The sequence below is a fragment of the Sphingomonas canadensis genome, assembly GCF_026013525.1.
Lineage (GTDB): Bacteria > Pseudomonadota > Alphaproteobacteria > Sphingomonadales > Sphingomonadaceae > Sphingomonas > Sphingomonas canadensis.
In genome coordinates this window covers 124955-149009 of sequence record NZ_JAPDRA010000002.1, presented here as the reverse complement: position 1 = coordinate 149009, position 24055 = coordinate 124955, and the positions used below count along the sequence as shown (strand labels likewise).

Below are 24055 nucleotides of genomic sequence, written 5' to 3'. Positions count from 1 at the left end.
CCGTCACGCCAGCAGCCACACCGCCAGCATCCCCGCCAGCGAGGCAAGCACCGCCGCGAACAGCGGGGCGGAGGCGCGCACGCCCTGCCTGCCCCCGGCGATGGTCAGCGCCATCAGCCCCTTGATCGCGGTGTTCACCAGGATCGGGATCGAAAGCACCACCCCTGCCGTCCAGCCGTCGATCGTGCCCGGCGGGAATCCCGCCAGCGTCAGCACCGCGGCGTCCACGTCCACCATGCCGGTGATGCCCAGCAGCGCCGCAACGCCATGGCTGCCCCAGCGTTCCAGCGCCCAGCGGCCGACCACCGCCAGCACCGCCACCAGCCCCGCCAGCAGCAGCGCCGGCCCGAAATCGAGCGGGTTGCCCAGCTTGACCTCGCCCGTCTCGCCGCCCTCCCCCTTGCGGCGCAGCGCCAGCGCGGCGAGCGCCAGCGCCACCACCAGCGCCGGCATCATCGTCAGCGCCAGCGACAGGCTGGCATAGGGCGCGAGCATGAAGGTGAGCACCTGCACGCGCACCAGCATCACCGTGGAGGCGAGCGCGATCCCGGCGACCAGCGCATGTTCCGCCCCGCTCTTCTCGCGCAGCCGCCGCGCATAGGTGGCGGTGACCGCGGTGGAGGAGACCAGCGCCCCGGTGAGCGCGGTCACCAGCAGCCCCCGCTCCGGGCCGAAGCGGCGCGCGGCGACGTAACCGGCGAAGGACAGGCCCAGCACGATCACCACCACCAGCCAGATCCGGTGCGGGTTCCATGCGTCATAGGGGCCGAAATCGGTGTCGGGCAGCAGCGGCAGCACCACCAGCGCCACCAGCGCGAAGCGGACCGCGGACTCGATCTCCTTTTCCGACAGCCCCTTGAGCAGGCCGTGGAGCCGCGTGCGCGCCGCCAGCACGGCGATCACAACCGCCGCCGCCGCCAGCGCCTGCACCGCCATTCCGCGCGCGGAGAGATAGCCCAGGCCGAAGGTGATCAGCCCGACGACGGTGGTGGTGGCCGACAGGCTCTCGTCGCGCCGCAGCGCCGCGGCATAGCCCGCCACCAGCGCCGCGCCCGTGCCCGCCGCGATCATCGCCGCGACCAGATCGGGCAGCATCGCCGCGATGCCGCCGCCCAGCCCGATCAGGCCGAAGGTGCGGAAACCGGCGACGCGGCCGCCGTCGGGCTCGCCGCGCTGATGCCAACCGCGCTCCAGCCCCACCAGCAGTCCCACCGCCAGCGCCGCGGCCAGCGCGCGCATCGGCTCATCGATCCAGGCAAGCATCGCGAATTGCTACGCGATCCGGCGCGGATGCGAAAGCGAGGAGCTGTGCGAAGCGGGGCGGCCTCAGCCGTCGAGCGCGGGGCGCGGCGGGCGCGGCTCGCGCGGCCTGCGCATCAGCCAGGCGAGCCACAGCGCAAACAGCGCCTGCCAGGGCAGATGCACCGCCTCATACCACAGGATCGCGCGGCCGGGATCGTCCAGGCGGCGCAGCGCGTCGGTCCATTGCAGCCCGCGCGCCATCGCCTCCGCCCCCAGCGCGCCCAGCGCGGCGATGCCGATCAGGATCGCGACCAGGTGGCGCCTGCCCGGCGTGGTGAGCTGCACCAGCCGCAGGAGACCCAGGCTCAGCGCCGCACCGGTCGTCCCGCCGATCGCACCCGCGATCCGGTCTCGCTGCGGGTCGAGGCCCGGATTGGCGAGATCGAAGCTGCTCGATGCGTAATACCAGGCGGCATAGTTGGCCGCGACGTGCGCCAGGGGCAGCAGGACCAGGAAATAGCCGATCCGCCGCGTGCGCCCCGGCCGGTTGAGCGTGCCCAGCACGAACGGCAGGCCGAACACCGGCGTCAGGTACAGGCTGGGGCCGATCAGCGGATAGGTCGCGATATCCGGCCTCCCCGCCATCGCGACCAGCAGCAGCACCGCATAGAGCAAGGTGCCCGCGAGCAGCCAGCGCAGGCTGAGCCCGAATTCGATCCCGCCATAGGGCGAATACCATCTCTCACGCGGATCGTGGACCGTCCCGGCTGGATCTGTCGGTTCGTGGCTCACGGATAGGCAGCATAATTGCCCCAGGCGCGATTCGCAGCCGCCAAATACGCGGAAGCGAAACGTCCGCGTGCCACAAGGAAGCACCCCGCGACTTGTTGACCGCTGGGTCATCAATGGTTAGTGACCAGCTGTTCAGCAAGGAGTTCCCGTGAACGCCGAACCCAGATGGCGCCGCCGCAAGGCGGACCGGCCCGGCGAGATCGTCGCGGCGGCGATCGCGGTGTTCACCGAACGCGGCTTCGCGGCGGCACGGATTGACGAGATCGCCGCGCGCGCCGGGCTCTCGAAGGGCGCGATCTACCGCTATTTCGACACCAAGGAGGCGCTGTTCCGCGCGGTCGTCACCGATGCCGTGCGCCCCAATGTGCGCAAGGTGCTGGACACCGCCGCCGCATGGCAGGGGGGCGTGCCCGATCTGGTGCGCATGCTGCTGCCCACCGTCGCCGGGCTGGCGATGAAGCTGCCGGTCGGCGCGGTGCTGAAGATGGTGATCGGCGAATCGCGCAACTTCCCGGAACTGGCGCGCGTGTGGCACGACGAGGTGGTCCAGCCCGCGCTGTCGCTGCTCATGCGGCTGATCGCCGAGGGGCAGGCGCGCGGCGAGCTGCGCCCCGGCGATCCGCGCACCCACGCCTTTTCGCTGATGGCGCCGATGCTGCTGGGCGTGATCTGGCGCGAGACCTTCACCCCGCTGGGCGCCGGCGATGTGGACTTGCCGGCGGTGGCGCGCCAGCATGTCGAAACCGTGCTTGCCGGAATGGAGACGCGCCGATGAAGCCGCAACGCGCCGTGGTGTTCGTGCTGGCCGCGCTGGCGCTGGGCTTTCTGGCGTGGCGGCTGCTGAGCCCGCAGTTCCAGCCCGCCCAGTCGCTGTCCGGCTATATCGAGGGCGAGTCGCTGTACCTCGCCTCCCCCGTTTCGGGATCGGTGGCGCGTGTGTCGGTGCGGCGCGGCGACCGGGTGGCGGCGGGTGCGCCGCTGTTCGCCGTCGAGCCCGAGCAGCAGGCGGCGCAGGACGATCAGGCCGCGGCCGAATATCGCGCCGCGCTGGCCCAGGCCGACGACGTCCGCAAGGGCCAGCGCCCCGCCGAGCTGGGCGTGTACCGCGCCGAGCTGAACGCCGCCGAGGCGCAGGAGCGCGAGACCCGCGCCACGCTGGCACGGGTGCAGCCGCTGGTGACCCGCGGCTTCTATCCGCGCGCGCGGCTGGACGACGCGAAGGCCGCGCATGACGCCGCCGCCGCGCAGGTCACCGCCGCCCGCCAGCGGCTGGAAGCCGCGACGCTGGGCGCGCGCGAGGATCAGGTGCGCGCCGCCGACGCCCGCGTCGCCCAGGCCCAGGCGGCGCTGCGCCAGACCAGCGCGCGCACCGCCACTATGTCGCCAAACGCCCCCGCCGCCGGCCGGATCGAGGATGTGTTCTACCAGACCGGCGAATATGCCGCCGCCAACCAGCCGATCGTCGCGCTGATCCCCGACAACCGGGTGTTCGTGCGTTTCTTCGTGCCTGAGGCGCAGGTGGCGAAATACCGGCCCGGCGCCCGCGTCCGCTTCGCGTGCGACGGTTGCCCGGCGGGGCTGACGGCGGTGATCGCCTATGTCAGCCCACGGCCGGAATTCACCCCGCCGGTGATCTACAGCCGCGAATCGCGCGACCGGCTGGTGTTCCTGGTCGAGGCGCGGCCGGAGGGCGACGTGACGCGGCTGAACCCGGGGTTGCCGGTCGACGTGGTCCCGCTGTGAGCGCCGCGGCGATCGACGTCCAGGGGCTGAACAAGAGCTTCGGCGGGCGTCGCGTGGTGAAGGACGTCGCCATCCGCGTCGGCGAAGGGCGGATCACCGGCTTCCTCGGTCCCAACGGTTCGGGCAAGACCACCACGCTGCGCATGCTGTGCGGCCTGCTGACGCCCGACAGCGGCGGCGGCACCGCGCTCGGCCTCGACATCATCGCCGACGCCGCCGAGATCAAGCGCCAGACCGGCTATATGACCCAGCGCTTCTCGCTCTACGAGGATCTGACGGTGGCGGAGAACCTGATGTTCGCGGCGCGCGTCCACGAGCTGGACCGGCGCAGCGAGCGGGTGGACGCCGCGCTGGAACAGCTCGGGCTGGCGGAGCGGCGCGCGCAACTGTCGGGCACGCTTTCTGGCGGATGGAAACAGCGGCTGGCGCTGGCCGCCGCGACGCTGCACGAGCCGCGCCTGCTGCTGCTCGACGAGCCGACCGCGGGCGTCGATCCGCTGGCGCGGCGCACCTTCTGGGACGAGATCCACGCGCTGGCCGGGCGCGGGCTGACCGTGCTGGTCTCCACCCATTATATGGACGAGGCCGAGCGCTGCCACGACATCGCCTATATCGCCTATGGCGAGCTGATCGCGCGCGGCACCGCGGATGAGGTGATCGCGCAGTCTCAGCTCCACACCTGGCGTGGCGAAGGCCCCGGCATCGACCGGCTGGCGCGCGAGATCGCGGGCAAGCCGGGCGTGGAGATGGTCGCGCCCTTCGGCCTGGCGCTCCACATCAGCGGCACCGATCCCGCCGCGCTGGAGGCCGCGATCGCCCCCTACCGTCAGCCGCCGCTGCGCTGGTCCCCTGCCGAGCCGACGCTGGAGGACGTGTTCATCCACCTGATGGCGCACGCCCGGGACAATTTCCAATGAGCGCCCCGCGCCGCCGCAGCAGCTTTTCGTGGCTCCGCATCTGGGCGGTGCTGGTCAAGGAGTTCACCCAGCTCCGCCGCGACAAGCTGACCTATGCGATGCTGCTGGCGGTGCCGCTCGTCCAGCTCCTGCTGTTCGGCTATGCGATCAACAACGATCCGAAGAACCTGCCCACCGCCGTTCTGGTGCAGGAGAATTCGGCGATGTCGCGATCGGTGCTGAGCGCGATCGCGCGCACCGGATATTTCCGCATCGAGCATCAGGCGCGCACCCCCGCCGAGCTGGACCGGCTGGTGCGCGACGGCGAGGTGCAGTTCGCCATCACCATCCCCGGCGATTTCGGCCGCCGCGTGGTGCGCGGCGACGGGGCGCAGGTGCTGATCGAGGCCGACGCCGCCGATCCCAGCGCCACCGGCAGCGCGCTCGCCGCGCTCGCCCAGTTGCCGCAGGAGGCGCTGAAGCGCGAGCTGACCGGCGCGCTGGCCCGCTCGCCCGGATCGGCGCCGCCGTTCGAGCTGGTGGTCCACCGCCGCTTCAACCCGGAGAACATCACCGCCTACAACATCGTCCCCGGGCTGCTGGGCGTGATCCTGTCGCTCACGCTGGTGATGATGACCGCGCTGGGCGTAACCCGCGAGCATGAGCGCGGCACGATGGAAAGCCTGCTCGCCACCCCCGCCCAGCCGATCGAGGTGATGATCGGCAAGCTGGCGCCCTATGTCGCGGTGGGCGCCGTTCAGGCGATGGTGATCCTGGGGCTGGGGCGGCTGTTGTTCGGGGTGCCGATGGCGGGCGGCTGGGCCGGGCTGGCGCTGGGACTGCTGCTGTTCATCATCGGCAGCCTGGCGCTGGGCTTCCTGATCTCCACGGTCGCGCGGACGCAGCTTCAGGCGATGCAGATGTCGTTTTTCTACATGCTGCCCTCGATCCTGCTTTCGGGCTTCATGTTCCCCTTCCGTGGCATGCCCGAATGGGCACAGGCGATCGGCACGGTGATCCCGGTGACGCATTTCCTGCGCGTGGTGCGCGGCGCGCTGCTGAAGGGGCAGACGTTGGCGGAGATGGCGCCGAGCATCCTGGCGCTGGCGGTGTTCGTATGCACCGTCACCGCATTGGCGCTGGCCCGATACCGCACGACGCTGGACTGAGGGGCGTGCGCCTCAGGGAACGGCCGCGGCGGGACTGCGCGCGAAGGCCCCAGGCGAACAGCCCATGCGGCGGCGGAACGCGGTGCTGAAGGCGCTGGCGGATTCATAGCCGATCTCCTCCGCGATCCGGTCCAGCGTCTTGCCGCCCAGGCTCAGCGCATGCCGCGCCAGCGCCATCCGCCACCGCGCGAGATATTCGATCGGCGCGCAGCCCATCGCCGTTCCGAAGCGGGCCGCGAACGCCGATCGCGACATGCCCGCCACGCGCGCCAGCCCGGCCACCGTCCAGGACGCGCGCACCTCGGCATGGATCGCGCCCAGCGCGCGGGCGAGCGCGGGATCGCGCATCCCCGCCAGCAGGCCGGCCACCGCGCCGCCCCCGGCCACCGGCTGCTCGCGCAATGCCTCAACCAGCAGCACCTCCAGCAGGCGGCCCAGGATCATGTCGCCCCCGGGCCGGTCCGCATCGCATTCGTCCAGGATCAGCGCCGCGATGCGCGAGAGCCGCCCCGTGTCCCGCTCGCCGGCGCGGACATGGATCATCGCGGGCAGCAGCGCGAGCAGCAGCGGCGCATTGACCCGGTCGATCTCGAAGCTGCCGCCCAGCATGCGGAAATCGGGGTCGCCCGCCGGATCGCCATGCCGCACCGGCAGGCCCGCAGGCACGCCGGGAACGCAGGCGGCGCCGGGGCTGCTCGCCATCTCGAACGCCGGGGTGGAGGGGAGCAGCACGAAATCGCCCGCCGCCAGCCGCACCGGCGCCTGCCCCGCCAGCGTGAGCCAGCAGCCCCCCTCGATCACCAGCGCAAAGCCGGGCACGTCCTGCGCGGCATAGCGCACGCCCCATGTGCCGCGCCCGGTGATCGCCTTTGAAAGCGCGGTGTGCGGGCGGAGCAGGGCAATCAGGTCGCTGAGCGGGTCCATCTGGACGATCCATAATCAATTCTAGAGCTATGATTATAGATCATCCAAACGGTCTGTCTATGCAGGCTTTCGACAATGGAGGCTCGCATGACTAAGACCGTTCTGATTACCGGCACTTCCTCAGGCTATGGCAAGGCGATCGCCGGGCTGTTCCTCGATCGCGGATGGAATGTGATCGCGACGATGCGGCGGCCCGATCCGGCCGTCTTCGCGCCGAGCCCGCGGCTGAAGCTGCTGCAACTCGACGTGACCGGCGCGGACAGCATCGCCGCGGCCATCGCCGGGGGCGCAGCGCATTTCGGCGCGATCGACGTGCTGGTGAACAACGCGGGCATCGGGCTGGCCTCCGCGTACGAGGCGACGCCCGACGCCACGGTGCGCGAACTGTTCGAGACCAACAGCTTCGGCACCTTCGCCATGTGCCGCGCGATCATCCCGCTGATGCGGCGCCAGGGCGGGGGGACGATCGTGAACCTCACCTCCAGCGCGGCGATCGCGCCGATGCCGCTGGTGGCCGCCTATACCGCGAGCAAATGGGCGGTGGAGGGGTTCACCGAGGCGCTGGCCTATGAGCTGCACCCCTTCGGGATCGCGGCGCGGATCGTGGAGCCCGGCTATGCGCCCACCACCGCCTTCACCGCCAACGGCGGGCCGCGGATGCAGGGGCTGATACCCGCCGACTACGCCGCGTTCGCCCAGGGCTGTTTCGCGCGGATGGCCGATTATCCCACCGCCTATTGCACCGAGGCGGAAGTCGCCGAGGCCGTGCATGCCGCCGCGACGGAGAACGGGCGCAGGCTGCGCTTCCCGGCGGGCGCCGACACGAAGATGCTGGCGGCGCTACGCTGGTCCACATCAGAGGCGCATTATGCCGATCGGATGCGCGCGATGTTCGAGCCGCAGCCCGAACCGGCCTGACGCGCCGCGCCGGCCGCAACGAAAAGGGGCGCCGCAATCGCGGCGCCCCTTCGCAATCCAGTCCGTCCGTGGATCAGGCCGTCCGCGGATCAGGCCGCGTCGCCGGTCTTTTCCTTCTTGGAGTAGACGCGCACAGGCTCCTTGGTGCCGCCGACGACGTCCTTGTCGACCATCACCTCGTCCACGCCGTCCATGCTGGGCAGATCGAACATCGTGTCGAGCAGGATGCCTTCCAGGATCGAGCGGAGGCCGCGGGCGCCGGTCTTGCGCTCGATCGCCTTCTTCGCGACCGCGGTGAGCGCGTCGTCGGTAAAGCCTAGCCGCACCGATTCCATGTCGAACAGCTTCTGATACTGTTTCACCAGCGCGTTCTTCGGCTCGGTCAGTATCTTCACCAGCGCGTCGGTATCCAGATCCTCCAGCGTCGCGATCACCGGCAGGCGGCCGACGAACTCGGGGATCAGGCCGAACTTGAGCAGATCCTCGGGCTCGACCTGCTTCAGCGTCTCGCCGGTGCGGCGCTCGTCGGGCGCGGCGACATGCGCGCCGAAGCCGATCGACTTGCCCTGCAGGCGATCGCCGATGATCTTCTCCAGCCCGCTGAACGCGCCGCCGCAGATGAACAGGATGTTGGTCGTATCCACCTGCAGGAATTCCTGCTGCGGATGCTTGCGCCCGCCCTGCGGGGGCACCGAAGCCGTGGTGCCCTCCATCAGCTTGAGCAGCGCCTGCTGCACGCCCTCGCCGGAAACGTCGCGGGTGATCGACGGGTTCTCGGCCTTGCGGCTTATCTTGTCGATCTCGTCGATGTAGACGATGCCGCGCTGCGCCCGCTCGACATTATAGTCGCTGGCCTGGAGCAGCTTCAGGATGATGTTCTCGACATCTTCGCCGACATAGCCCGCCTCGGTCAGCGTCGTCGCGTCGGCCATGGTGAAGGGCACGTCGAGGATACGCGCCAGCGTCTGCGCCAGCAGCGTCTTTCCGCAACCGGTGGGGCCGACGAGCAGGATGTTCGACTTCGAAAGCTCGACATCCGCGCCCTTGGCGCCGTGGTTCAGCCGCTTGTAGTGGTTGTGAACCGCGACCGACAGCACGCGCTTGGCGCGCTTCTGCCCGATGACGTAATCGTCCAGGACGTCGCAGATCTCCTGCGGGCTCGGCACGCCGCCGTCCTTTTTCGAGACGAGCGACGACTTGGTCTCTTCGCGGATGATGTCGTTGCAGAGCTCGACGCACTCATCGCAGATGAACACGGTCGGGCCTGCGATGAGCTTGCGCACCTCATGCTGCGACTTGCCGCAGAACGAGCAGTAGAGCGTGCTCTTCGAGTCACCGCCGCTTAGCTTCGTCATTCAATCCATCCTTGGCGCCTTGAGGGGCGCGTTACACCACCCGCCATCCTACACGCGGGGGTTTATCCGGCAATCCAGAATCTGGGCGTATAACCCAGCTTCCTTAAGCAGCTCCTGACGACGCATCCTCGGCCGGAACGGGGCGCTTTTCGAACACCTCGTCGACCACGCCGAACTTCTTGGCCTCGGGCGCCTCGAAGAAGCTGTCGCGATCCATCACCCGCTCGATCTCCTCGATCGGCTGGCCGGTGTACTTTGAATAGAGCGCATTCATCCGCGCGCGGATGCGCAGGATCTCGCGCGCCTGGATCTCGATGTCGCTGGCCATGCCCTGCGCGCCGCCCGAGGGCTGGTGCAGCATGATCCGCGCGTTGGTGAGCGCCACGCGCATCCCCGGCTCGCCCGACGCCAGCAAGAAGCTGCCCATCGACGCCGCCTGGCCGATGCAGACGGTGCCGACCTTGGGCCGGATATACTGCATGGTATCGTGGATCGCCATGCCGGCGGTCACCACGCCGCCCGGCGAATTGATGTACATCCAGATATCCTTCTTCGGGTTCTCGGACTCGAGGAAGAGGAGCTGGGCGGTGATCAGCGAGGCCATGTGATCCTCGATCGGCCCGGTCACGAACACGATGCGCTCACGCAGCAGGCGCGAATAGATGTCGAAGCTGCGCTCGCCGCGGCTCGACTGTTCGATGACGATGGGAACCAGGCCGTCGGTGATGCGGCTGTCGCTCAGGGGATGCATTTCAGGATATCTCGTATTTCTGTTTTGCCCGGGCCTTACATCGGCGCTCGGGTTGCCGCGCGCAAGGGGGGATCACGGTGAACGGCGGCGCTCAGTCCGCCAGCGGCCCCGGCACCGCCAGATAGGCCAGCCGCCGCACCTCGCGCCGCCCGCGCACCACCGTGTCCAGGATCAGCCCGGTGAAATAGTTGAGGAAGGCCAGGATCATCAGCCCCGTCGCCAGGATGGCCGTGGGGAAGCGCGGCACCAGCCCGGTCTTGAGATAGGTCGGCACCAGCGGCAGCGCGATCGCGAGCGACAGCAGCGCGAACACCGCCGCGATCGTGCCGAAGAACAGCCGCGGCTTCTCGATGCGATAGAGCGTCAGGATCGTACCCAGGATGCGCAAGCCGTCGCGATAGGTCGAAAGCTTCGAATGCGAACCTTCCAGCCGGGCGAAATAGGTCGTCTCCGCCTCGCCCACCGGCATCTTCAGCTCCAGCGCGTGGACGCTGATCTCGGTCTCGATCTCGAACCCGGCGGACAGCACCGGAAAGCTCTTCACGAACCGGCGGGAAAAGACGCGGTAGCCCGAGAAGATGTCGGTGAAGCTGCGCCCGAACAGGCTGGTGAGAATGCCCGTCATCATCCGGTTGCCGAGCACATGGCCGCGGCGATAGGCCTGCGCCTCCTCATGCACGCGGGTGCCGACGACCATGTCGAGCCCCTCTTCCAACAGCCGCCCGACCAGCGCCGGGGCGGCGGCGGCGTCATAGGTCGCGTCGCCGTCGGCCATCACATAGACGTCCGCCTCGATATCCGCGAACATGCGGCGGACCACGTTGCCCTTGCCCTGCGTCCGCTCGCTGCGCACCACGGCGCCCGCCGCGCGCGCTACCTCGATCGTGCGGTCGCCGCTGTTGTTGTCATAGACATAGACGGTGGCGCCGGGCAGCGCGGCGCGGAAACCCGCAACGGTCTGCGCGATGGCGGCTTCTTCGTTGTAGCAAGGGAGCAGGACGGCGATGCGGGGCGTCATGCGCCCGCTCATAGGGCGGATCGCAGGAGGATTCGACGATTTTCGGCGGGCGGCGGCGATCCCGGTTGCCTGCGCGCCGCGCCGGGCCTATCTGGCGGCAAGGGTCAGCAGTCCACCCAGGCGTCACCGCCCCGCAAGGGGAGCTAAACCTGCCACTCGCACTTCGGGCCAAACGTCCCTTCCCGTGCCGCGTCGCAAGCCGGTGACCCCCGACATCCGCCCAGGATCAGGCACATGGAGGATGACGTGTCCAGAGAAGTGATCGCCTATTCGGTTTCCGACATATCCGCGCTGGCCAAGTCGCTGCGCGCCCAGATGGCCGCGCGCGAAGCCCCGCCGGGCCATGTCGAGATGCTCAACATCCTGGCCCGCGCGGCCGGGCACCGCAATTTCCAGCACCTGCGCGCGCAGGCCAACGCCCGCGACGCGCTGGAACGCCCCGCCCCGCCCGCGGCCGTGCCCTTGGACCATGTGCTGGTGCAGCGCGCCGCGCGCTATTTCGACGCAGACGGAAAGCTGGCGCAATGGCCCGCACGAACGGGGCTGCAGCACCTGTGCGTCTGGGCGCTATGGGCTCAGGTCCCGCCGGGCGAGGTGTTCAGCGAGCGGCAGATCAGCCTATTGCTCAACACGCTCCACAATTTCGGCGATGCGGCGATCCTGCGCCGCGTGCTGAGCGAGAACGGGCTGATGACCCGCACGCGCGACGGCCGCATCTATTGCCGCCGCGAACAGGCGCCCCCGCCCGAGGCCGCGGCGCTGATCCGCTACCTGGAGTTGCGCCGCCGGAGCGCCGCGCAGCCCCGCTGAGGCCCCGGCCGGGGGAACGCCAGCCCGCACCCGCGCGGACATATCCCGCAAAGGCGCGCAGCCGGAAACGAGACCGGCGTCCGGCCGCCCCGCCGAAACGGGGAAGCCGGGCGCCGGTCCACCGCCCTGAACGGGCTATCAGTCCTCGGACTTCTTCTTGGCCGGGGCCTTCTTCTTCGGCTTCTCGGCGGCAGCCTCCTCGGCGGGGGCGGCTTCCTCTGCCTTCGCCTTCTTGGCGGCCGGCTTCTTGGCGGGCTTCTCCTCGGCGGGAGCTTCCTCGGCCTTCGCCTTGGCGGCCTTCTTCGGCTTGGCCGGGGCGTGATCATGGCCGTGATCGCAATCCGGGCCATGGACGTGCGGGATGGCGCCGTCCTCGCTCTCGATCGCGGCTTCCAGCTCCTCGCGCGTCACTTCGCGCTCGGTCACCTCGGCCTTGCCGAACAGGAATTCGACGACCTTGTCCTCGAACAGTGGCGCGCGGAGCTGCGCGGCGGCCATCGGCTGCTCGCGCAGCATCTGGATGAAGCGCTCGCGGTCGGCCGGCGAATATTGCTGCGCGGCCTGGCCGATGAGCTGGTTCATCTCCTGCGGGGAAACCTCGACGCCGTTGGCGGTGCCGATTTCCGACAGCAGCAGGCCCAGGCGCACGCGGCGCTCCGCGATGGCGACATAGTCGCCGCGCTCGGACTCGAGCTCGGCCATCGCGGCGGCGGGATCTTCCTCATGGCCCGCCTCATGGGTGAGCTGCGCCCAGATCTGCTCGAACTCGGCGTCCACCATCGAGGGCGGGACCGGGAAATCATGGCCGGCGGCCAGATGATCGAGCAGCTTGCGCTTCATATGGGTGCGGGTGAGGCCCGCGCTCTGCTGTTCGAGCTGGCCCTTCAGCAGGCCCTTGAGCTGCTCCAGGCTCTGGAGGCCCAGGCCGGTGGCCAGCGTATCGTCGATCGGGGTCGGGATGGCGGTCTGCACCACCGTCACCTTCACCGCGAAGCTCGCCGCCTTGCCGGCCAGGTTCTCGACGGGATAATCGGCGGGGAAGGTCACCTCGATGGTGCGCTCGTCGCCCGCCTTGGCGCCGGAGAGCTGCTCCTCGAAACCCGGGATCAGGCGGCCCGAGCCCAGCTCGACCACCATGCCCTCGCCGGTGCCGCCCTCGAAGGCGACGCCGTCGACCGATCCGGCGAAGTCCATCACCACCTGGTCGCCCTCGGCGGCGGCGTGATCCTTGGGCGCATCCTCCCACCGGCGCGACTGGCGCGCGAGCTGGGCGAGCTGCTCCTCCACCGCCTCGTCAGAGACCGGGACCACCAGACGCTCGAGCTTGATGCCCTCGATCGACGGCGCGGGCACATCGGGCAGCACCTCCAGCTCGACGGTGATCTCGGCGTCCTTGCCGTTCTCATATCCGTCGGCCAGGCTGACCGCCGGCTGCATCGCCGGGCGCAGCTTGTGCTTGGTGATCAGCGCCTGGACGCCGTCGCGGATCGAGTTGTTGAGCGCGTCCTGCGCCAGCGCCTCGCCGTGCATCTTGCGGATCAGGTTGGTGGGCACCTTGCCGGGGCGGAAGCCCGGCATGCGCACCTGCGGGGCAACCCGCGCAACCTCGGCATCGACCATCGCGTCGATGTCCTTGGCGGTGATCGTCAGCGTGTAGGCGCGCTTCAGGCCCTCGTTCAACGTCTCGACAGTCTGCATTCTTTCAGGCTTCCAACTATTCGAATGGGAATCACGTGCCCGGTTGCGCGGGTCACGAGCGACGGGCTGGTGCGGGCGAAGGGACTCGAACCCCCACATCTTGCGATACTGGAACCTAAATCCAGCGCGTCTACCAGTTCCGCCACGCCCGCATGGGCACCGCCGGTCGGCGGGCTCTATAGCAACCGGGTGGCGCGGGGCAAGGCAAGAAGCGAATGCCCACACCCGCGCCGGATTTCCCGCGCCTCGATCGGGGCAAACGCTCCCCGAAAGCCGCCCGTGCGGGGCCTACTTCGCGGCCACCGGCAGCAGGACGGCGCTATCCATGATCGCGCGGGCATCCGCGATGCCGTTGTCGAAGTAATAGATCGACGGCGCGATGAAGGTGATCATGTAGAGCTGCCCGCGTAGCACAGCAGCACGCGCCTCCCCCTTTCGCACCAGATCGTTGTTCTGGACACTGTAGGTGAAGGTGAAACGCACCCCGGGCTGCCCCACGAACTGCGCGGGCTCAACCGAATCGACACTGAAGAGCGACGTCTTCAACGCAATGCGGTTCGAAGCCTCGAACAGCGCCACCACGTCCGGCGCGAGCATTTTCGAGTTGAACTTCGGCAGCGGGCTATTTTTCTTGTCCACCTCCCGGAAGATCGGTTCGCCGCTGGTGACGCCCGAGTAGAAAGCCAGCTCGTTCAGCGCCAAACCGTCCTTCGTCCACAGCTCGGACTTTTTCGACGGCCGCAGCGACCACCTGTTCCACACCCCGCTGGGCGCCGTGACGGTCAGGCCGGTCTTCGCCACAGCGATCGGCTTGCCCTGGGCAATGGCCTTCCACCCGGCGGTCGCGCTCTGTGGCGCCAGCAACAGCGCGGCCGCAGCCGCGAAAGACAGAATTCGACGTATCATTTCATCCCCCAGCAAGCATCCGGATCATCGGCGCGTCGACCGCGTCCGGCTTGAGTCTAAGATATTCCTTCAGTTGCTCCCTGCCCTCGTCCGCAGAATCCAGCCGCAGCAGCGACAGGCCCAGGCCACGGCGCACCTCGGGGTTCGCCGGCGCCTGCGCCATCGCCTCGCGATAGAAACCCGCGGCCTTCTCGAAATCGCCAGCGGCGCCGCGCGCGCGATAGGTTTCGCCGCGGGCGTACAGAAGATCGGCGGTCCAGGTGCCGCCGGCAAGGCTGGCAAGCAGGAATTCGGTGGCCCCCAGATCGTTCAGCTTGATCTGGTCATCAATCAGGCTGGGCCACAGGGTGGCGAGCATGGCATGATAGCGGTCCACCCCGTTAACCGGCTCGCCGTTCGCCTTCACCTTTTCGGACAAGGCGAAGAGCGCGGTCATGCGATCCGCCGTGGGCGGATGCGTCGCGAAGATGCCGCCGTTCTTATCCTTGCGGCTCTTTGCCTGGCGTGCGGCCGCGGTGGCATCCGCCTCGTCGCGTATCTGCCCCCACACCAGCGCGCTTTCGCGGGTATCGTAGCCCGCGTTCGCAAGCATATAGACCGCCCCGGAATCGGCAGCGGACTCCTGATCCCGCGAAAAGCTGAAGACGGTCGAGAGCTGTCCCATCGCCACCAGCGAACCGATCAATCCGAACATCGACAGAAACGTGGCCGATCCCGCCCTGGCCCGGAGCTCGCGCCACAGCAGCAGGAAATGGCGGTCGCGATAATGGACATATTCATGCGCCAGCACGGCCGCCAACTGCGCTTCGTTGCGAACGCGCAGGAACAGGCCCGACCAGACCTGGATCATGCCGTTCGGCGCGCTCGTCGCGTTAAAATATGGAGTGCGGACGACATATAGCCTGATCGGCGCGCATTCGGCCTGGCCGATCGTTCTGCACAGCACGTCGCGCACATAGGCGTTGATCGCCGGATCGCGGATCACGAAGTTCGAGGTGCGCAACTGGCGCTCTTCCTCGTCCGCCATCATCCATAGACCGCGTTCGTCCTTGTCCTTTGGGACATAGGCGGCCTGGGTCACAGGCGGCGAGGCCTCCTGCCCTGGCGCGGCCGAGGACTGCGGCACCATCGAACCCGCCAGCAACGAGGACACCGCCAGCATGGCGGTCCCGCGGCGAAACATCTAGTTGCGCTTTGCCGTGGCCGGCGCCTCTACGGGGCGCCCGGGCAGCCCATCGAGAAGCTGGCCGACCCGCTTCTGAGCACCCTCGGGCGTGCGCACGTCACCGCCCATCTGGGGATCGGCGTTCAGCCAGATGACATCGCCGGTCTTCAAATCGATCAAGCCGGCATAGCCGACGTGAATTCCCGGTATCACGGCGACCCCGAACATCGCCCCGAAAATCTGCGCGGCCTTGCGCCCGCTGGACCCATAGGCATCATGCGTGAACAGGAAGAGCCCATAGTCCGCGCCCGTCGCGTCGGCCAGCGCCGACACGCCCTCGCCGAGCGTCCAATCCAGCCCTTCCTTCTTGGATTGCAGCCGGTTTCCGACAAACAGCCGGTGAATCATGATCGCGTCAGCAACCGCGCCGAACAAGGCGCGATATTGCGCCAGACGAACGCCGTCCTCGCCCTCCGGCTCGCCAACGAACGAAACCGTCGCGCCCTGCACGCCATGGGCACGTTCGATCTCCGCGGCGATCAAGGTGCGCGCGGTCGCGGTCCAGTCCGCATTCGGCTCGTCCAGACCGCCAGCGGTAAGCGTCCCGACGCGGACGTCGGGGCGGAACACAACGATCTTTACTTCGCGATCCTTGGGATAGGCGAAACCCGGACGAACCGCGTGCCGTTCCTGAGCCGCGGCTACTGTTGGCATCACAAGAAAGATCGCAGCCAATGCCGCGAGGCAACGAAGAATCACAGTAAGCCCCCCATTCGCACCAGCGGCGCGCCACGAAACACTTATCGCCACGCAATTGGCCGACAAGTGAAAACTCAAAATTCTCCGCCGGAACGGATTATTTCATGCCCGGGCTGGCCTCCCCTCCCGGTCGCGCGCCCCTGATTTCCTCCAAATCCGGCGCCGAATCGGCACCTCCCCGCCGGCAATTAGATACCGGGTACCCGCACAGCCGCAATCGGCCTCATTTGGGGATAAGCCGCGCAGCGGCGGCACCATGTACTTGCGCCGCGGCGCCCACGGTGAAATTAGGGACCGCATGCGAAGCCTGATCCTTGCCGCCGCCCTCCTGGCCCCGCTCGCCGCGCCCGCCGCGACCGCCTGCTCCGTGCAGCCGGGGTATCGCACGCCGACCAATTTCGAGCTGGTCGAATCCGCGGACCTGGTCGTGCTGGCCCGCGTCGAGCAGCTCAAGAAGAACGATCCGCAGTATCTGAGCCACATCGCGCTCAAGCCGGTGCGCACCTACAAGGGCCAGGCGCCCGGCGATGCGATCCGCGTGCGCGGCACCGCCACCGCCGCGCCGAACGTGACCCCGCTGGACAAGGCGCACCCCTCGGTTTCCTGGGGATCGTGCCAGCGCACCGCCTTCTCGCGCGGCACGCTGGTGGTGGCGGCGTTCAAGGCGACGCCGGAGGGCTTCGTACCCCTGCCCGCCCCCTTCGCCCGCACGATGGAGGATGTGGAGAGCCGCGACGGACTGTGGGCGCGCGCCGCCGAGATCTATGGCCCGCTTTCGGCCCAGCCTGCGGAACAGCGCCGCGCGGCGGTTGAGGCAGAGGTCGCCCGGCTGGAGGCCGACCTGGAAGAGCGGACCGCTTCACGCGCGATCGCCACGGACCTGCGCGCCTATCTGACCGCCACCGCCCCGCGCTGAGGCGGACGCACGCCGGAACCCGCGGAACCCCCGGTGGCGGCGCCGCGCCTTGGGAGCATCGCGCCTCAAACCCGAATCGGCCTGATCGACCGTTCGGCCTGAGCTTGCCGAAGGCCGAACGGGTCAGATCATCCGCGCCCCGCTTTAGCCCAGCGCCTTCTTCAACAGCTCGTTGACCACCGCCGGGTTGGCCTTGCCGCCCATCGCCTTCATCGTCTGGCCGACGAAGAAGCCGAACAGCTTGTCCTTGCCCGAACGGTATTCGATCACCTTGTCCTCGTTCGCGGCCATCACCTCGGCGATCACGGCCTCGATCGCGCCCGTGTCGCTGGTCTGCTTCAGCCCGCGCTCCTCGACGATCCAGCCGGGCGCCTCGCCGGTTTCCAGCATGATCTCGAACACCTGCTTGGCCAGGCTGCCGGAAATGGTGCCGTCCGCCACCAGCGCGAGCAACTCGGCGCCGCGCTCTGGGCTTACCGGGCTTTCGTCGATGCCACGGCCCAGCTTGTTGAGCGCGCCATAGAGGTCGCCGATCAGCCAGTTGGATGCGGCGCGCGCCACCTCCTGCTCGCCCTTCTTCTGGATGCGCGCGCTTTCGGCCAGCAGCGCCTCGAACCAGCGCGCGGTCTCCGCCTCGGCGGTCAGCACCGCGGCGTTATAGGCGGGCAGGCCCAGATCGCTCTCATAGCGGCGGCGCTTGGCGTCGGGCAGCTCGGGCAGGCTCGCCTCGCACTCCGCCAGAAAGGCGTCGTCCAGCTCCAGCGGCAGCAGGTCCGGATCGGGGAAATAGCGATAATCGTGCGCATCCTCCTTGGAACGCATCGATCGCGTCTCGCCGCGATCGGGATCGAACAGGCGGGTTTCCTGGACGATGCGGCCGCCGCTCTCCAGCACCTCGACCTGGCGGCGCGCCTCGGTCTCGATCGCCTGCATCACGAAGCGGACCGAGTTGACGTTCTTGGTCTCGGTGCGCGTACCCAATTCCTCGCCGGGCTTGCGCACGCTGACGTTCACGTCGGCGCGCATCGATCCCTGGTCCATGTTGCCGTCGCACGATCCGACATAGCGCAGGATCGAGCGCAGCTTGCTGAGATAGGCCCCGGCCTCCTGCGGCGATCGCATGTCGGGCCGCGACACGATCTCCATCAGCGCCACGCCCGCGCGATTGAGATCGACATAGCTGCGCGTCGGATGCTGATCGTGCATCAGCTTGCCGGCGTCCTGCTCCACATGGATGCGTTCGATGCCGATGGTCTTCACCTCGGCATCGGGGTCCTTCTCGTCCAGGCTGATCTCGATCGCGCCCTCGCCCACCAGCGGGTGATAGAGCTGGCTGATCTGATAGCCCTGCGGCAGATCGGCGTAGAAATAGTTCTTGCGATCGAAGCGCGACCATTTGTTGATCACCGCGCCCAGCGCCATACCGGTGCGCACCGCCTGGCGGATGCATTCCTTGTTGGGCACGGGCAGCATGCCGGGCATCGCGGCGTCGACCAGCGACACCTGCGTGTTCGGCTCCGCGCCGAAGGCGGTGGCGGCGCCGGAAAAGAGCTTGGCGTTGGAAGTGACCTGGGCATGGACCTCAAGGCCGATCACGACCTCCCATTCGCCGGTGTCGCCCTGGATTCGATAAGTGGAAGCAGCCGATTCAGTCATGCCGGGCCGACTAGCACGGCGGGGGCATTAGGGAAATCACAGTGATGTTGCCGCACGCGGCCTTAATCGCGGGCATGATCAACCGCGATCGTGGGGGACGTGCGATCCGAACGCTTCGAGGCACTGGACATGCTCCGCGGGATCGCGGCGCTGGCGATCGTGACGCGCCACTTTCCCTGGCTGGGCGATGCCCCGGTGGCGTTGCCGCGTTCCTATCTGGCGGTGGACCTGTTCTTCGTGCTGAGCGGATTCGTGATCGCGCACGGATATGGCCGGGCGCTGGCCGGGGGGATGGGCGTGCGCGCGTTCATGCTCCAGCGGCTGGCACGGCTGGGGCCGCTGTACCTGCTGGCGACGCTGGCGGGCGCGGCGGTGTGGCTCGCCGCGATGGCCGCGGGCGATCCGGCCGCGCCTGCGCCGGGCCATTGGATCGCGGCGCTGATCCCCAACCTGCTGATGCTGCCCGCCCCGCCGATGAGCGCGGCGCTGGCGGACGTGCCCTATCCCTTCGTCGGCCCCGCTTGGTCACTGTTCTGGGAGCTGGCGGTGAACCTGGCGTTCGCCGTGCTGGCGCTGCGGCTGAGCAGGCGCGTGATCGCCCGGGTACTGGCAGCGGGGCTGGCGCTTCTGGCCGTGGCGGCGGCCAGCCATGGATCGCTCGACACCGGTCCTTATTGGTCCAGCTTCTCCGGCGGCGCGGCGCGGGTGGTGTGGAGCTTCTTCGCGGGCGTGGCGCTGTACCGGTGGCGGCCACGCCTCAGGCCCGGATTCCGTGTGCCGGGGTGGCTGACGACCTGCGCGATGCTGCTGCTGTTCTCGGTACCGATGACGATGCCGGGCGGCGCGGCCTATGATTTCGCCTGCGCGGCGATCGGGTTTCCGTTGCTGGTGCTGCTGGCGGCGGACGCGCACGATCCGGCGGTGCCGCGCGCGGCCGGGCGATGGCTGGGATATTGTTCCTATGGCGTCTATGTGCTGCACGGGCCGGTGCTGCTGATGCTGGAACGCGCGCTAAGCGCGGCCGGCGGCCCGCCCCTGGCTTCGCTGGGCTATGCCGGAGCCCTGTTGTTCGCCGCGCTGGCGCTCGCCGCGGCATGGGCCGCGACGCGCTGGATCGACACGCCCGCAAGGGCCTGGCTGAAGGCGAGGCTCGCGCGCCCCGCCCCGCTTACCACCAGGCGTCCGGCCGTGCCGTGAAGCCCGCGCGCTGCTCGATCGCAAGGCCCGCGTTGAGCACGCCCTGTTCGTCGAGCGGCCTGCCGATGATCTGGAGCCCCAGCGGGAGCCCGTCCTTGTCCAGCCCGCCCGGCACGCTCATCGCCGGGAGCCCGGCCAGGCTGGCGGGCACGGTGAAGACGTCGTTCAGGTACATGGCGATCGGATCGGCCTGCTTCTCGCCCAGCGCGAACGCGGCCGAGGGCGCGGTGGGCGTCAGCAGCAGATCGCACTGCGACCAGGCATTGTCGAAATCGCGCGCGATCAGGGCGCGGACGCGCTGCGCCTTGGTGAAATAGGCGTCGTAGAAGCCTGCCGACAGCACATAGGTGCCGATCAGGATGCGGCGCTGCACCTCGGCGCCGAATCCGGCGGCGCGGGTGGCGGCATACATCTCCTGAAGGTTGGCGCCCTCGGCCAGCTCGCGCAGGCCGTATCGCACGCCGTCATAGCGCGCGAGGTTGGACGAGGCCTCCGCGGGCGCGATGATGTAATAGGTCGGCAGCGCGTATTTGGTGTGGGGCAGCGACACCTCCACCACCTCGGCGCCAGCGTCCTTCACCCAGTCTATGCCCTGCTGCCACAGCGCCGCGATCTCGGACGGCATGCCGTCCACCAGATATTCGGCGGGCACGCCCACCCGCTTGCCGCGCAGGTCGGCGGAGAGATTCTCCTCCCACTTGGGCACCGGCAGGTTCAGCGAGGTCGAATCCTTCGCGTCGTGGCCCGCCATCGCCTCCAGCAGGATCGCGCAATCGCGCACGTCGCGCGCCATCGGCCCGGCCTGATCGAGCGACGAGGCGAAGGCAACGATGCCCCAGCGCGAGCAGCGGCCGTAGGTGGGCTTGATCCCGCTGATGCCGGTGAAGGCCGCGGGCTGGCGGATCGATCCGCCGGTATCGGTGCCGGTGGCGCCAGGGCACAGCCGCGCCGAAACCGCCGAGGAGCTGCCGCCCGAGCTGCCGCCGGGGGCCAGCGGCGCATTGTCGCCGCCGCCGCGCCGCCACGGCGAGATGACGTTGCCGAAATAGCTGGTCTCGTTCGACGATCCCATCGCGAACTGATCCAGGTTCAGCTTGCCCAGCATCCCCGCGCCGGCATCGAACAGTCGCTGCGACACGGTGGATTCATAGACGGGCTTGAACCCCTCCAGCATGTGGCTGGCCGCGGTGGTCTGCACGCCCTTGGTGGCGAACAGGTCCTTCATGCCGATGGGCACGCCGGCCAGCGGCTTCAGCGCATCGCCTCGGGCCACCGCCTCGTCGGCCGCGCGGGCGGCGGCCAGCGCGTGATCGGGCGTCTCGACGATGAAGGCGTTCAGCGCCTTGGCGCGGCTGACCTTCACGATGAAGGCGTCGGCCACCTCGCGCGCGGAGAAATCCCCCTTGCGGACGCCATCGCGGATCGCGGCGACGCCGAGTTCGGTAACGTCGGTCACAGCTTGCCTCCGTTCGCGCTGAGCCCGTCGAAGCGCTGCCCGGAGCGAGCGGAACTGTACGGGGCGGCCATCATTCGACCACCTTCGGCACGGTGAAGAAGCCGTGCTCGCCCTGCGGCGCGTTGGTGAGGACCGCGTCGCGGATGCCGCCATCGGTGACGACGTCCTCGCGCAATTGCATCCGGTTGGGGATCACCGCGGTCATCGGCTCGACCGACGCTGTGTCGACCTCGCCGAGCTGCTCGATCCAGCCCAGGATGTTGTTGAGCTCCGGCACGAGGCGCTCGGCAGCGGCATCGTCGATGGCGATGCGCGCGAGGCTCGCGACCTTCTTCACGGTGTCTTTGTCTACGGACATGGGGGCGCGACTAGCAGCCACGCCCCCCTATCATCAAGCGCCGCCTATTCGAACGGTTCGCCAACCGGCACGCCACCGACGAAAAGCTGGCGCCGGGGCACCGTGCGCACCTCGACCTTGCCGTCCTTGAAGCCCGCGGCGGCGGTTGCCGGCTGGCCGGGCTGCGGCTGCCAGTTGGCGCGTTCCCACGCCTTGCCGTCGAAGCGATACCGGGTGCCGCCCTGACAGCCGGAATTGGCGATCACCGGCATGGCCACCGACAGCTTCGGCTGACTCTTGTCCGGCGCCGGGGCCGGCGTGGGCTCCGGTTCCGGCACGGCGTAGCAGGAATCGCTCAGCACGATCGCCTCGGCCGGGGATACCATCAGCACGGTACATTTGCTGTCGCGCACGCAGTCAAAGGCATCGGCCAGCGTGTCGCGCAGCCCGTCAGGCAGCTTGGCGCCGGCGGGAAGCATACGCGCGTTGACCGTCACCTTCCCGGCATTCTCAACCTGCTGCCGGGCCATATCCAGGCCCCAGCGATTGTCTGACTTCGCCGCTTCCACCGCCTTCGCCTTGATCGCGGCATTGGGCGATGCCTTCAGCTTCTCCAGCGCGTCGCGGCCGGGCTGGCCGAAATCGAATGCCAGCGCCGCCCAGTCGAACTTGTCCGGCGCCACCTTGCCCGATTCGAGCCGGGCGAGCTGATCCTGCACCGAGATCGCGTTGAAGCTGACCAGCGGCGTCGCCAGCACCAGCGACACCAGCAGCACCACGAACGCCAGCCCCAGGTTCGCGGGCCGCGCGCTTTCCTGCCATTCCAGCCGCCCGCGGACCAGCGACACCCAATAGGCGATGCCATAGAGCGCCGCGATCCCGACGAAGGTGGCGGCCCACAGCCGGTCCGGCGTGAAACCATATTGGCTGATGCGCAGCCCCGTGCCCAGCGCCGCCAGCGCGACCAGCGGCAGGATCACCACCGCCAGCGCCAGCGATCCCCAGCGCAGCACCGCGATCCGCGATTCCTGCTCGTCCGAATTGCCGATCACCGCATTGGCCAGGATCAGCGCACCGATCACGCAGCTCAGCAGCACCGGGGTGGCATGATCGGTGGCGCCCCACAGCGCGCTGAGCCCGGTGAAGGGCAACGCACCCAGGAACACCGCCAGCCCGATCGCCAGCACCGGCGCCAGCACCGCCAGCACCGTCGCGACGACGCGCTGGAGCAGCCGCACCACCGCATCATGATCGCGCAGCACGCCGAGCCCGGTGCCGAACGCCAGGCCGGTCAGCGCGCGGATGAACCAGTCCTTCTCCAGCAGCTCGCGCAGGAAGGTCAGCTCGATCAGGTTGAACAGCGCGGCGAGCAGCCACATCAGCAGGAACACCACACCGACGAACACCCAGCAGGCTACCCACAGCACCACATTGGTCCAGGCATGATCGTGGACCGCGGGATAGGGGAAGGACGGCGCCCCCTCTCCATGCGCGGCCTGGAACAGCGGGGCGGCGATGGCGATCGCCAGGAACAGCGCGAACAGGCGCCAGCCGTCGCTGCCTTCCCACAGGTGCGGCGGGCCGTTCCACCAGGTGACCGCCGCGGCGACCGCGCCGGTGGCGACCGCGAAGACCAGCGGAAGTATCCAGCTTCGCCGCTCGACGGTGAAGCCGATCATGCCCGCGGTGACGACCAGCGCGACGAGTTGGATGAGCTGCCAATGGGTCCTGGCCGGATCGAAGTCCTGCCGGAGGATCAGATGCACGCCGACGCCCGTCGCCAGCCCGAGCAGCGCCAGCGCCACGGGGCGCCAGTTCCAGTCGAGGCCGCCGTCTTCGGCATCGCCGTCGTCATGCGCCTCCCAATCCGCTTCCTGTGCCGTTTCCATGCTCCTGCTCTCCACCTGCGCCGGTTGATCCTTGTCCCGTTGCGGGACAATCTCCGGCTTGTGTTGCAACTGTGCCATCGCCTCGCGGTTCGTGCGGGCCATCGCGGCTTCGATTGCCACCAGCGATTCGTCGCGCGGCGCGGAGTCGCGCGGGCGAAGGAAGCCGCCCTGCCACGCCAGCGGCACGCCCGCCTGGGCAAGCGCCGCGGAAACCAGCGCATCGGGGAGTTGCGCTTCGGGGTCGGCCGCGGCCGGATCGGCGAAATCCCGCCATTCGGGATGGCCCTGCGCGGCGCGCGCGATCGCATCGGCGGCGGCACCGCCCTGCCACCCGATCACGCCGATCAGCTCGCGCAGATTCATCGGCCTCTCCCCCGCGCGAATATCCTCCGCGGGAACCCGTCGCGTCAATCGCGGTTGCATGGTTCGCAACCATCGCCCACGGGGATCGCGGTTGC

General features: G+C 68.8%; 22 protein-coding genes and 1 tRNA gene. 8 read left to right on the top strand and 15 right to left on the bottom strand.

The window, feature by feature from the left end; translation table 11 throughout:
* Positions 1-3: 3 nt before the first annotated feature.
* Complete coding sequence (locus OM513_RS05710) at positions 4-1263, bottom strand: MgtC/SapB family protein (protein WP_264943194.1); 1260 nt, start codon at positions 1261-1263, stop codon at positions 4-6.
* A 63-nt stretch (positions 1264-1326) separates the two neighbouring features.
* Positions 1327-2034, bottom strand: a complete 708-nt coding sequence (locus OM513_RS05705; RefSeq protein WP_264943193.1) for a hypothetical protein — start codon at positions 2032-2034, stop codon at positions 1327-1329.
* A 148-nt stretch (positions 2035-2182) separates the two neighbouring features.
* On the opposite strand from OM513_RS05705, the gene OM513_RS05700 reads away from it, so the two are divergent.
* From OM513_RS05700 to OM513_RS05685, 4 genes are read left to right on the top strand one after another with little or no spacing between them, the layout of a single operon-like run.
* Positions 2183-2809 carry a TetR/AcrR family transcriptional regulator gene (locus OM513_RS05700; protein ID WP_264943192.1) on the top strand — a complete coding sequence of 209 codons (627 nt, stop codon included), beginning with the start codon at positions 2183-2185 and terminating at the stop codon, positions 2807-2809.
* On the top strand, positions 2806-3777 hold the full coding sequence (locus tag OM513_RS05695) for an HlyD family secretion protein (RefSeq protein WP_264943191.1): 972 nt from the start codon (positions 2806-2808) through the stop codon (positions 3775-3777). Before OM513_RS05700 ends, OM513_RS05695 begins: the two co-directional genes overlap by 4 nt.
* Positions 3774-4694, top strand: coding sequence for an ABC transporter ATP-binding protein (locus OM513_RS05690; protein WP_264943190.1), 921 nt, complete (start codon positions 3774-3776; stop codon positions 4692-4694). Before OM513_RS05695 ends, OM513_RS05690 begins: the two co-directional genes overlap by 4 nt.
* On the top strand, positions 4691-5842 hold the full coding sequence (locus OM513_RS05685; protein ID WP_264943189.1) for an ABC transporter permease: 1152 nt from the start codon (positions 4691-4693) through the stop codon (positions 5840-5842). Before OM513_RS05690 ends, OM513_RS05685 begins: the two co-directional genes overlap by 4 nt.
* 12 nt (positions 5843-5854) lie before the next feature.
* Here OM513_RS05685 and OM513_RS05680 read toward each other — a convergent pair whose 3' ends face one another.
* On the bottom strand, positions 5855-6766 hold the full coding sequence (locus tag OM513_RS05680; protein ID WP_264943188.1) for an AraC family transcriptional regulator: 912 nt from the start codon (positions 6764-6766) through the stop codon (positions 5855-5857).
* A gap of 87 nt (positions 6767-6853) precedes the next feature.
* On the opposite strand from OM513_RS05680, the gene OM513_RS05675 reads away from it, so the two are divergent.
* Complete coding sequence (locus tag OM513_RS05675) at positions 6854-7684, top strand: SDR family NAD(P)-dependent oxidoreductase (protein ID WP_264943187.1); 831 nt, start codon at positions 6854-6856, stop codon at positions 7682-7684.
* 89 nt (positions 7685-7773) lie between these two features.
* Here OM513_RS05675 and clpX read toward each other — a convergent pair whose 3' ends face one another.
* The 3 genes from clpX to OM513_RS05660 form a co-directional block, all read right to left on the bottom strand.
* Complete coding sequence (gene clpX / locus OM513_RS05670) at positions 7774-9039, bottom strand: ATP-dependent Clp protease ATP-binding subunit ClpX (RefSeq protein WP_264943186.1); 1266 nt, start codon at positions 9037-9039, stop codon at positions 7774-7776.
* Positions 9040-9142: 103 nt separating this feature from the next.
* Positions 9143-9790: an ATP-dependent Clp protease proteolytic subunit gene (locus tag OM513_RS05665; RefSeq protein WP_264943185.1), complete on the bottom strand. Its 648-nt coding sequence runs from the start codon at positions 9788-9790 to the stop codon at positions 9143-9145.
* Between the two features lie 91 nt (positions 9791-9881).
* Complete coding sequence (locus OM513_RS05660) at positions 9882-10808, bottom strand: glycosyltransferase family 2 protein (protein ID WP_264943184.1); 927 nt, start codon at positions 10806-10808, stop codon at positions 9882-9884.
* 246 nt (positions 10809-11054) lie between these two features.
* Here OM513_RS05660 and OM513_RS05655 point away from each other — a divergent pair, with 246 nt between their 5' ends.
* On the top strand, positions 11055-11618 hold the full coding sequence (locus OM513_RS05655) for a DUF2087 domain-containing protein (RefSeq protein ID WP_264943183.1): 564 nt from the start codon (positions 11055-11057) through the stop codon (positions 11616-11618).
* A gap of 138 nt (positions 11619-11756) precedes the next feature.
* Here OM513_RS05655 and tig read toward each other — a convergent pair whose 3' ends face one another.
* The 5 genes from tig to OM513_RS05630 form a co-directional block, all read right to left on the bottom strand.
* Positions 11757-13316, bottom strand: coding sequence for a trigger factor (gene tig, locus OM513_RS05650; protein ID WP_264943182.1), 1560 nt, complete (start codon positions 13314-13316; stop codon positions 11757-11759).
* A gap of 67 nt (positions 13317-13383) precedes the next feature.
* A tRNA-Leu gene (locus OM513_RS05645) sits at positions 13384-13468 on the bottom strand.
* A 136-nt stretch (positions 13469-13604) separates the two neighbouring features.
* Positions 13605-14237: a hypothetical protein gene (locus OM513_RS05640; protein ID WP_264943181.1), complete on the bottom strand. Its 633-nt coding sequence runs from the start codon at positions 14235-14237 to the stop codon at positions 13605-13607.
* Positions 14224-15405, bottom strand: a complete 1182-nt coding sequence (locus tag OM513_RS05635) for a M48 family metallopeptidase (protein WP_264943180.1) — start codon at positions 15403-15405, stop codon at positions 14224-14226. Before OM513_RS05635 ends, OM513_RS05640 begins: the two co-directional genes overlap by 14 nt.
* Positions 15406-16122 carry a hypothetical protein gene (locus tag OM513_RS05630; RefSeq protein WP_264943179.1) on the bottom strand — a complete coding sequence of 239 codons (717 nt, stop codon included), beginning with the start codon at positions 16120-16122 and terminating at the stop codon, positions 15406-15408. It abuts the gene before it with no gap.
* 322 nt (positions 16123-16444) lie between these two features.
* On the opposite strand from OM513_RS05630, the gene OM513_RS05625 reads away from it, so the two are divergent.
* Complete coding sequence (locus OM513_RS05625) at positions 16445-17062, top strand: DUF1192 domain-containing protein (RefSeq protein ID WP_264943178.1); 618 nt, start codon at positions 16445-16447, stop codon at positions 17060-17062.
* A gap of 144 nt (positions 17063-17206) precedes the next feature.
* Here the strand turns inward: OM513_RS05625 and gatB are convergent, their stop codons facing one another.
* Positions 17207-18718 (bottom strand): Asp-tRNA(Asn)/Glu-tRNA(Gln) amidotransferase subunit GatB, encoded by a 1512-nt coding sequence (gene gatB / locus OM513_RS05620; RefSeq protein WP_264943177.1) that lies wholly within the window; start codon positions 18716-18718, stop codon positions 17207-17209.
* Positions 18719-18817: 99 nt separating this feature from the next.
* On the opposite strand from gatB, the gene OM513_RS05615 reads away from it, so the two are divergent.
* The gene (locus OM513_RS05615; protein WP_264943176.1) at positions 18818-19915 is read left to right on the top strand and encodes an acyltransferase family protein; all 1098 of its coding nucleotides are present in this window, start codon (positions 18818-18820) and stop codon (positions 19913-19915) included.
* Here OM513_RS05615 and gatA read toward each other — a convergent pair.
* The 3 genes from gatA to OM513_RS05600 all read right to left on the bottom strand — a co-directional run bounded on the left by gatA (position 19887) and on the right by OM513_RS05600 (position 23960).
* On the bottom strand, positions 19887-21371 hold the full coding sequence (gene gatA / locus OM513_RS05610; RefSeq protein WP_264943175.1) for an Asp-tRNA(Asn)/Glu-tRNA(Gln) amidotransferase subunit GatA: 1485 nt from the start codon (positions 21369-21371) through the stop codon (positions 19887-19889). The genes OM513_RS05615 and gatA overlap by 29 nt on opposite strands.
* 70 nt (positions 21372-21441) lie before the next feature.
* The gene (gene gatC, locus OM513_RS05605) at positions 21442-21729 is read right to left on the bottom strand and encodes an Asp-tRNA(Asn)/Glu-tRNA(Gln) amidotransferase subunit GatC (RefSeq protein WP_264943174.1); all 288 of its coding nucleotides are present in this window, start codon (positions 21727-21729) and stop codon (positions 21442-21444) included.
* 44 nt (positions 21730-21773) lie between these two features.
* A complete protein-coding gene (locus OM513_RS05600; protein WP_264943173.1) occupies positions 21774-23960 on the bottom strand; it encodes a DUF4153 domain-containing protein in 2187 nt (728 codons plus the stop codon).
* Between the last annotated feature and the right edge of the window lie 95 nt (positions 23961-24055).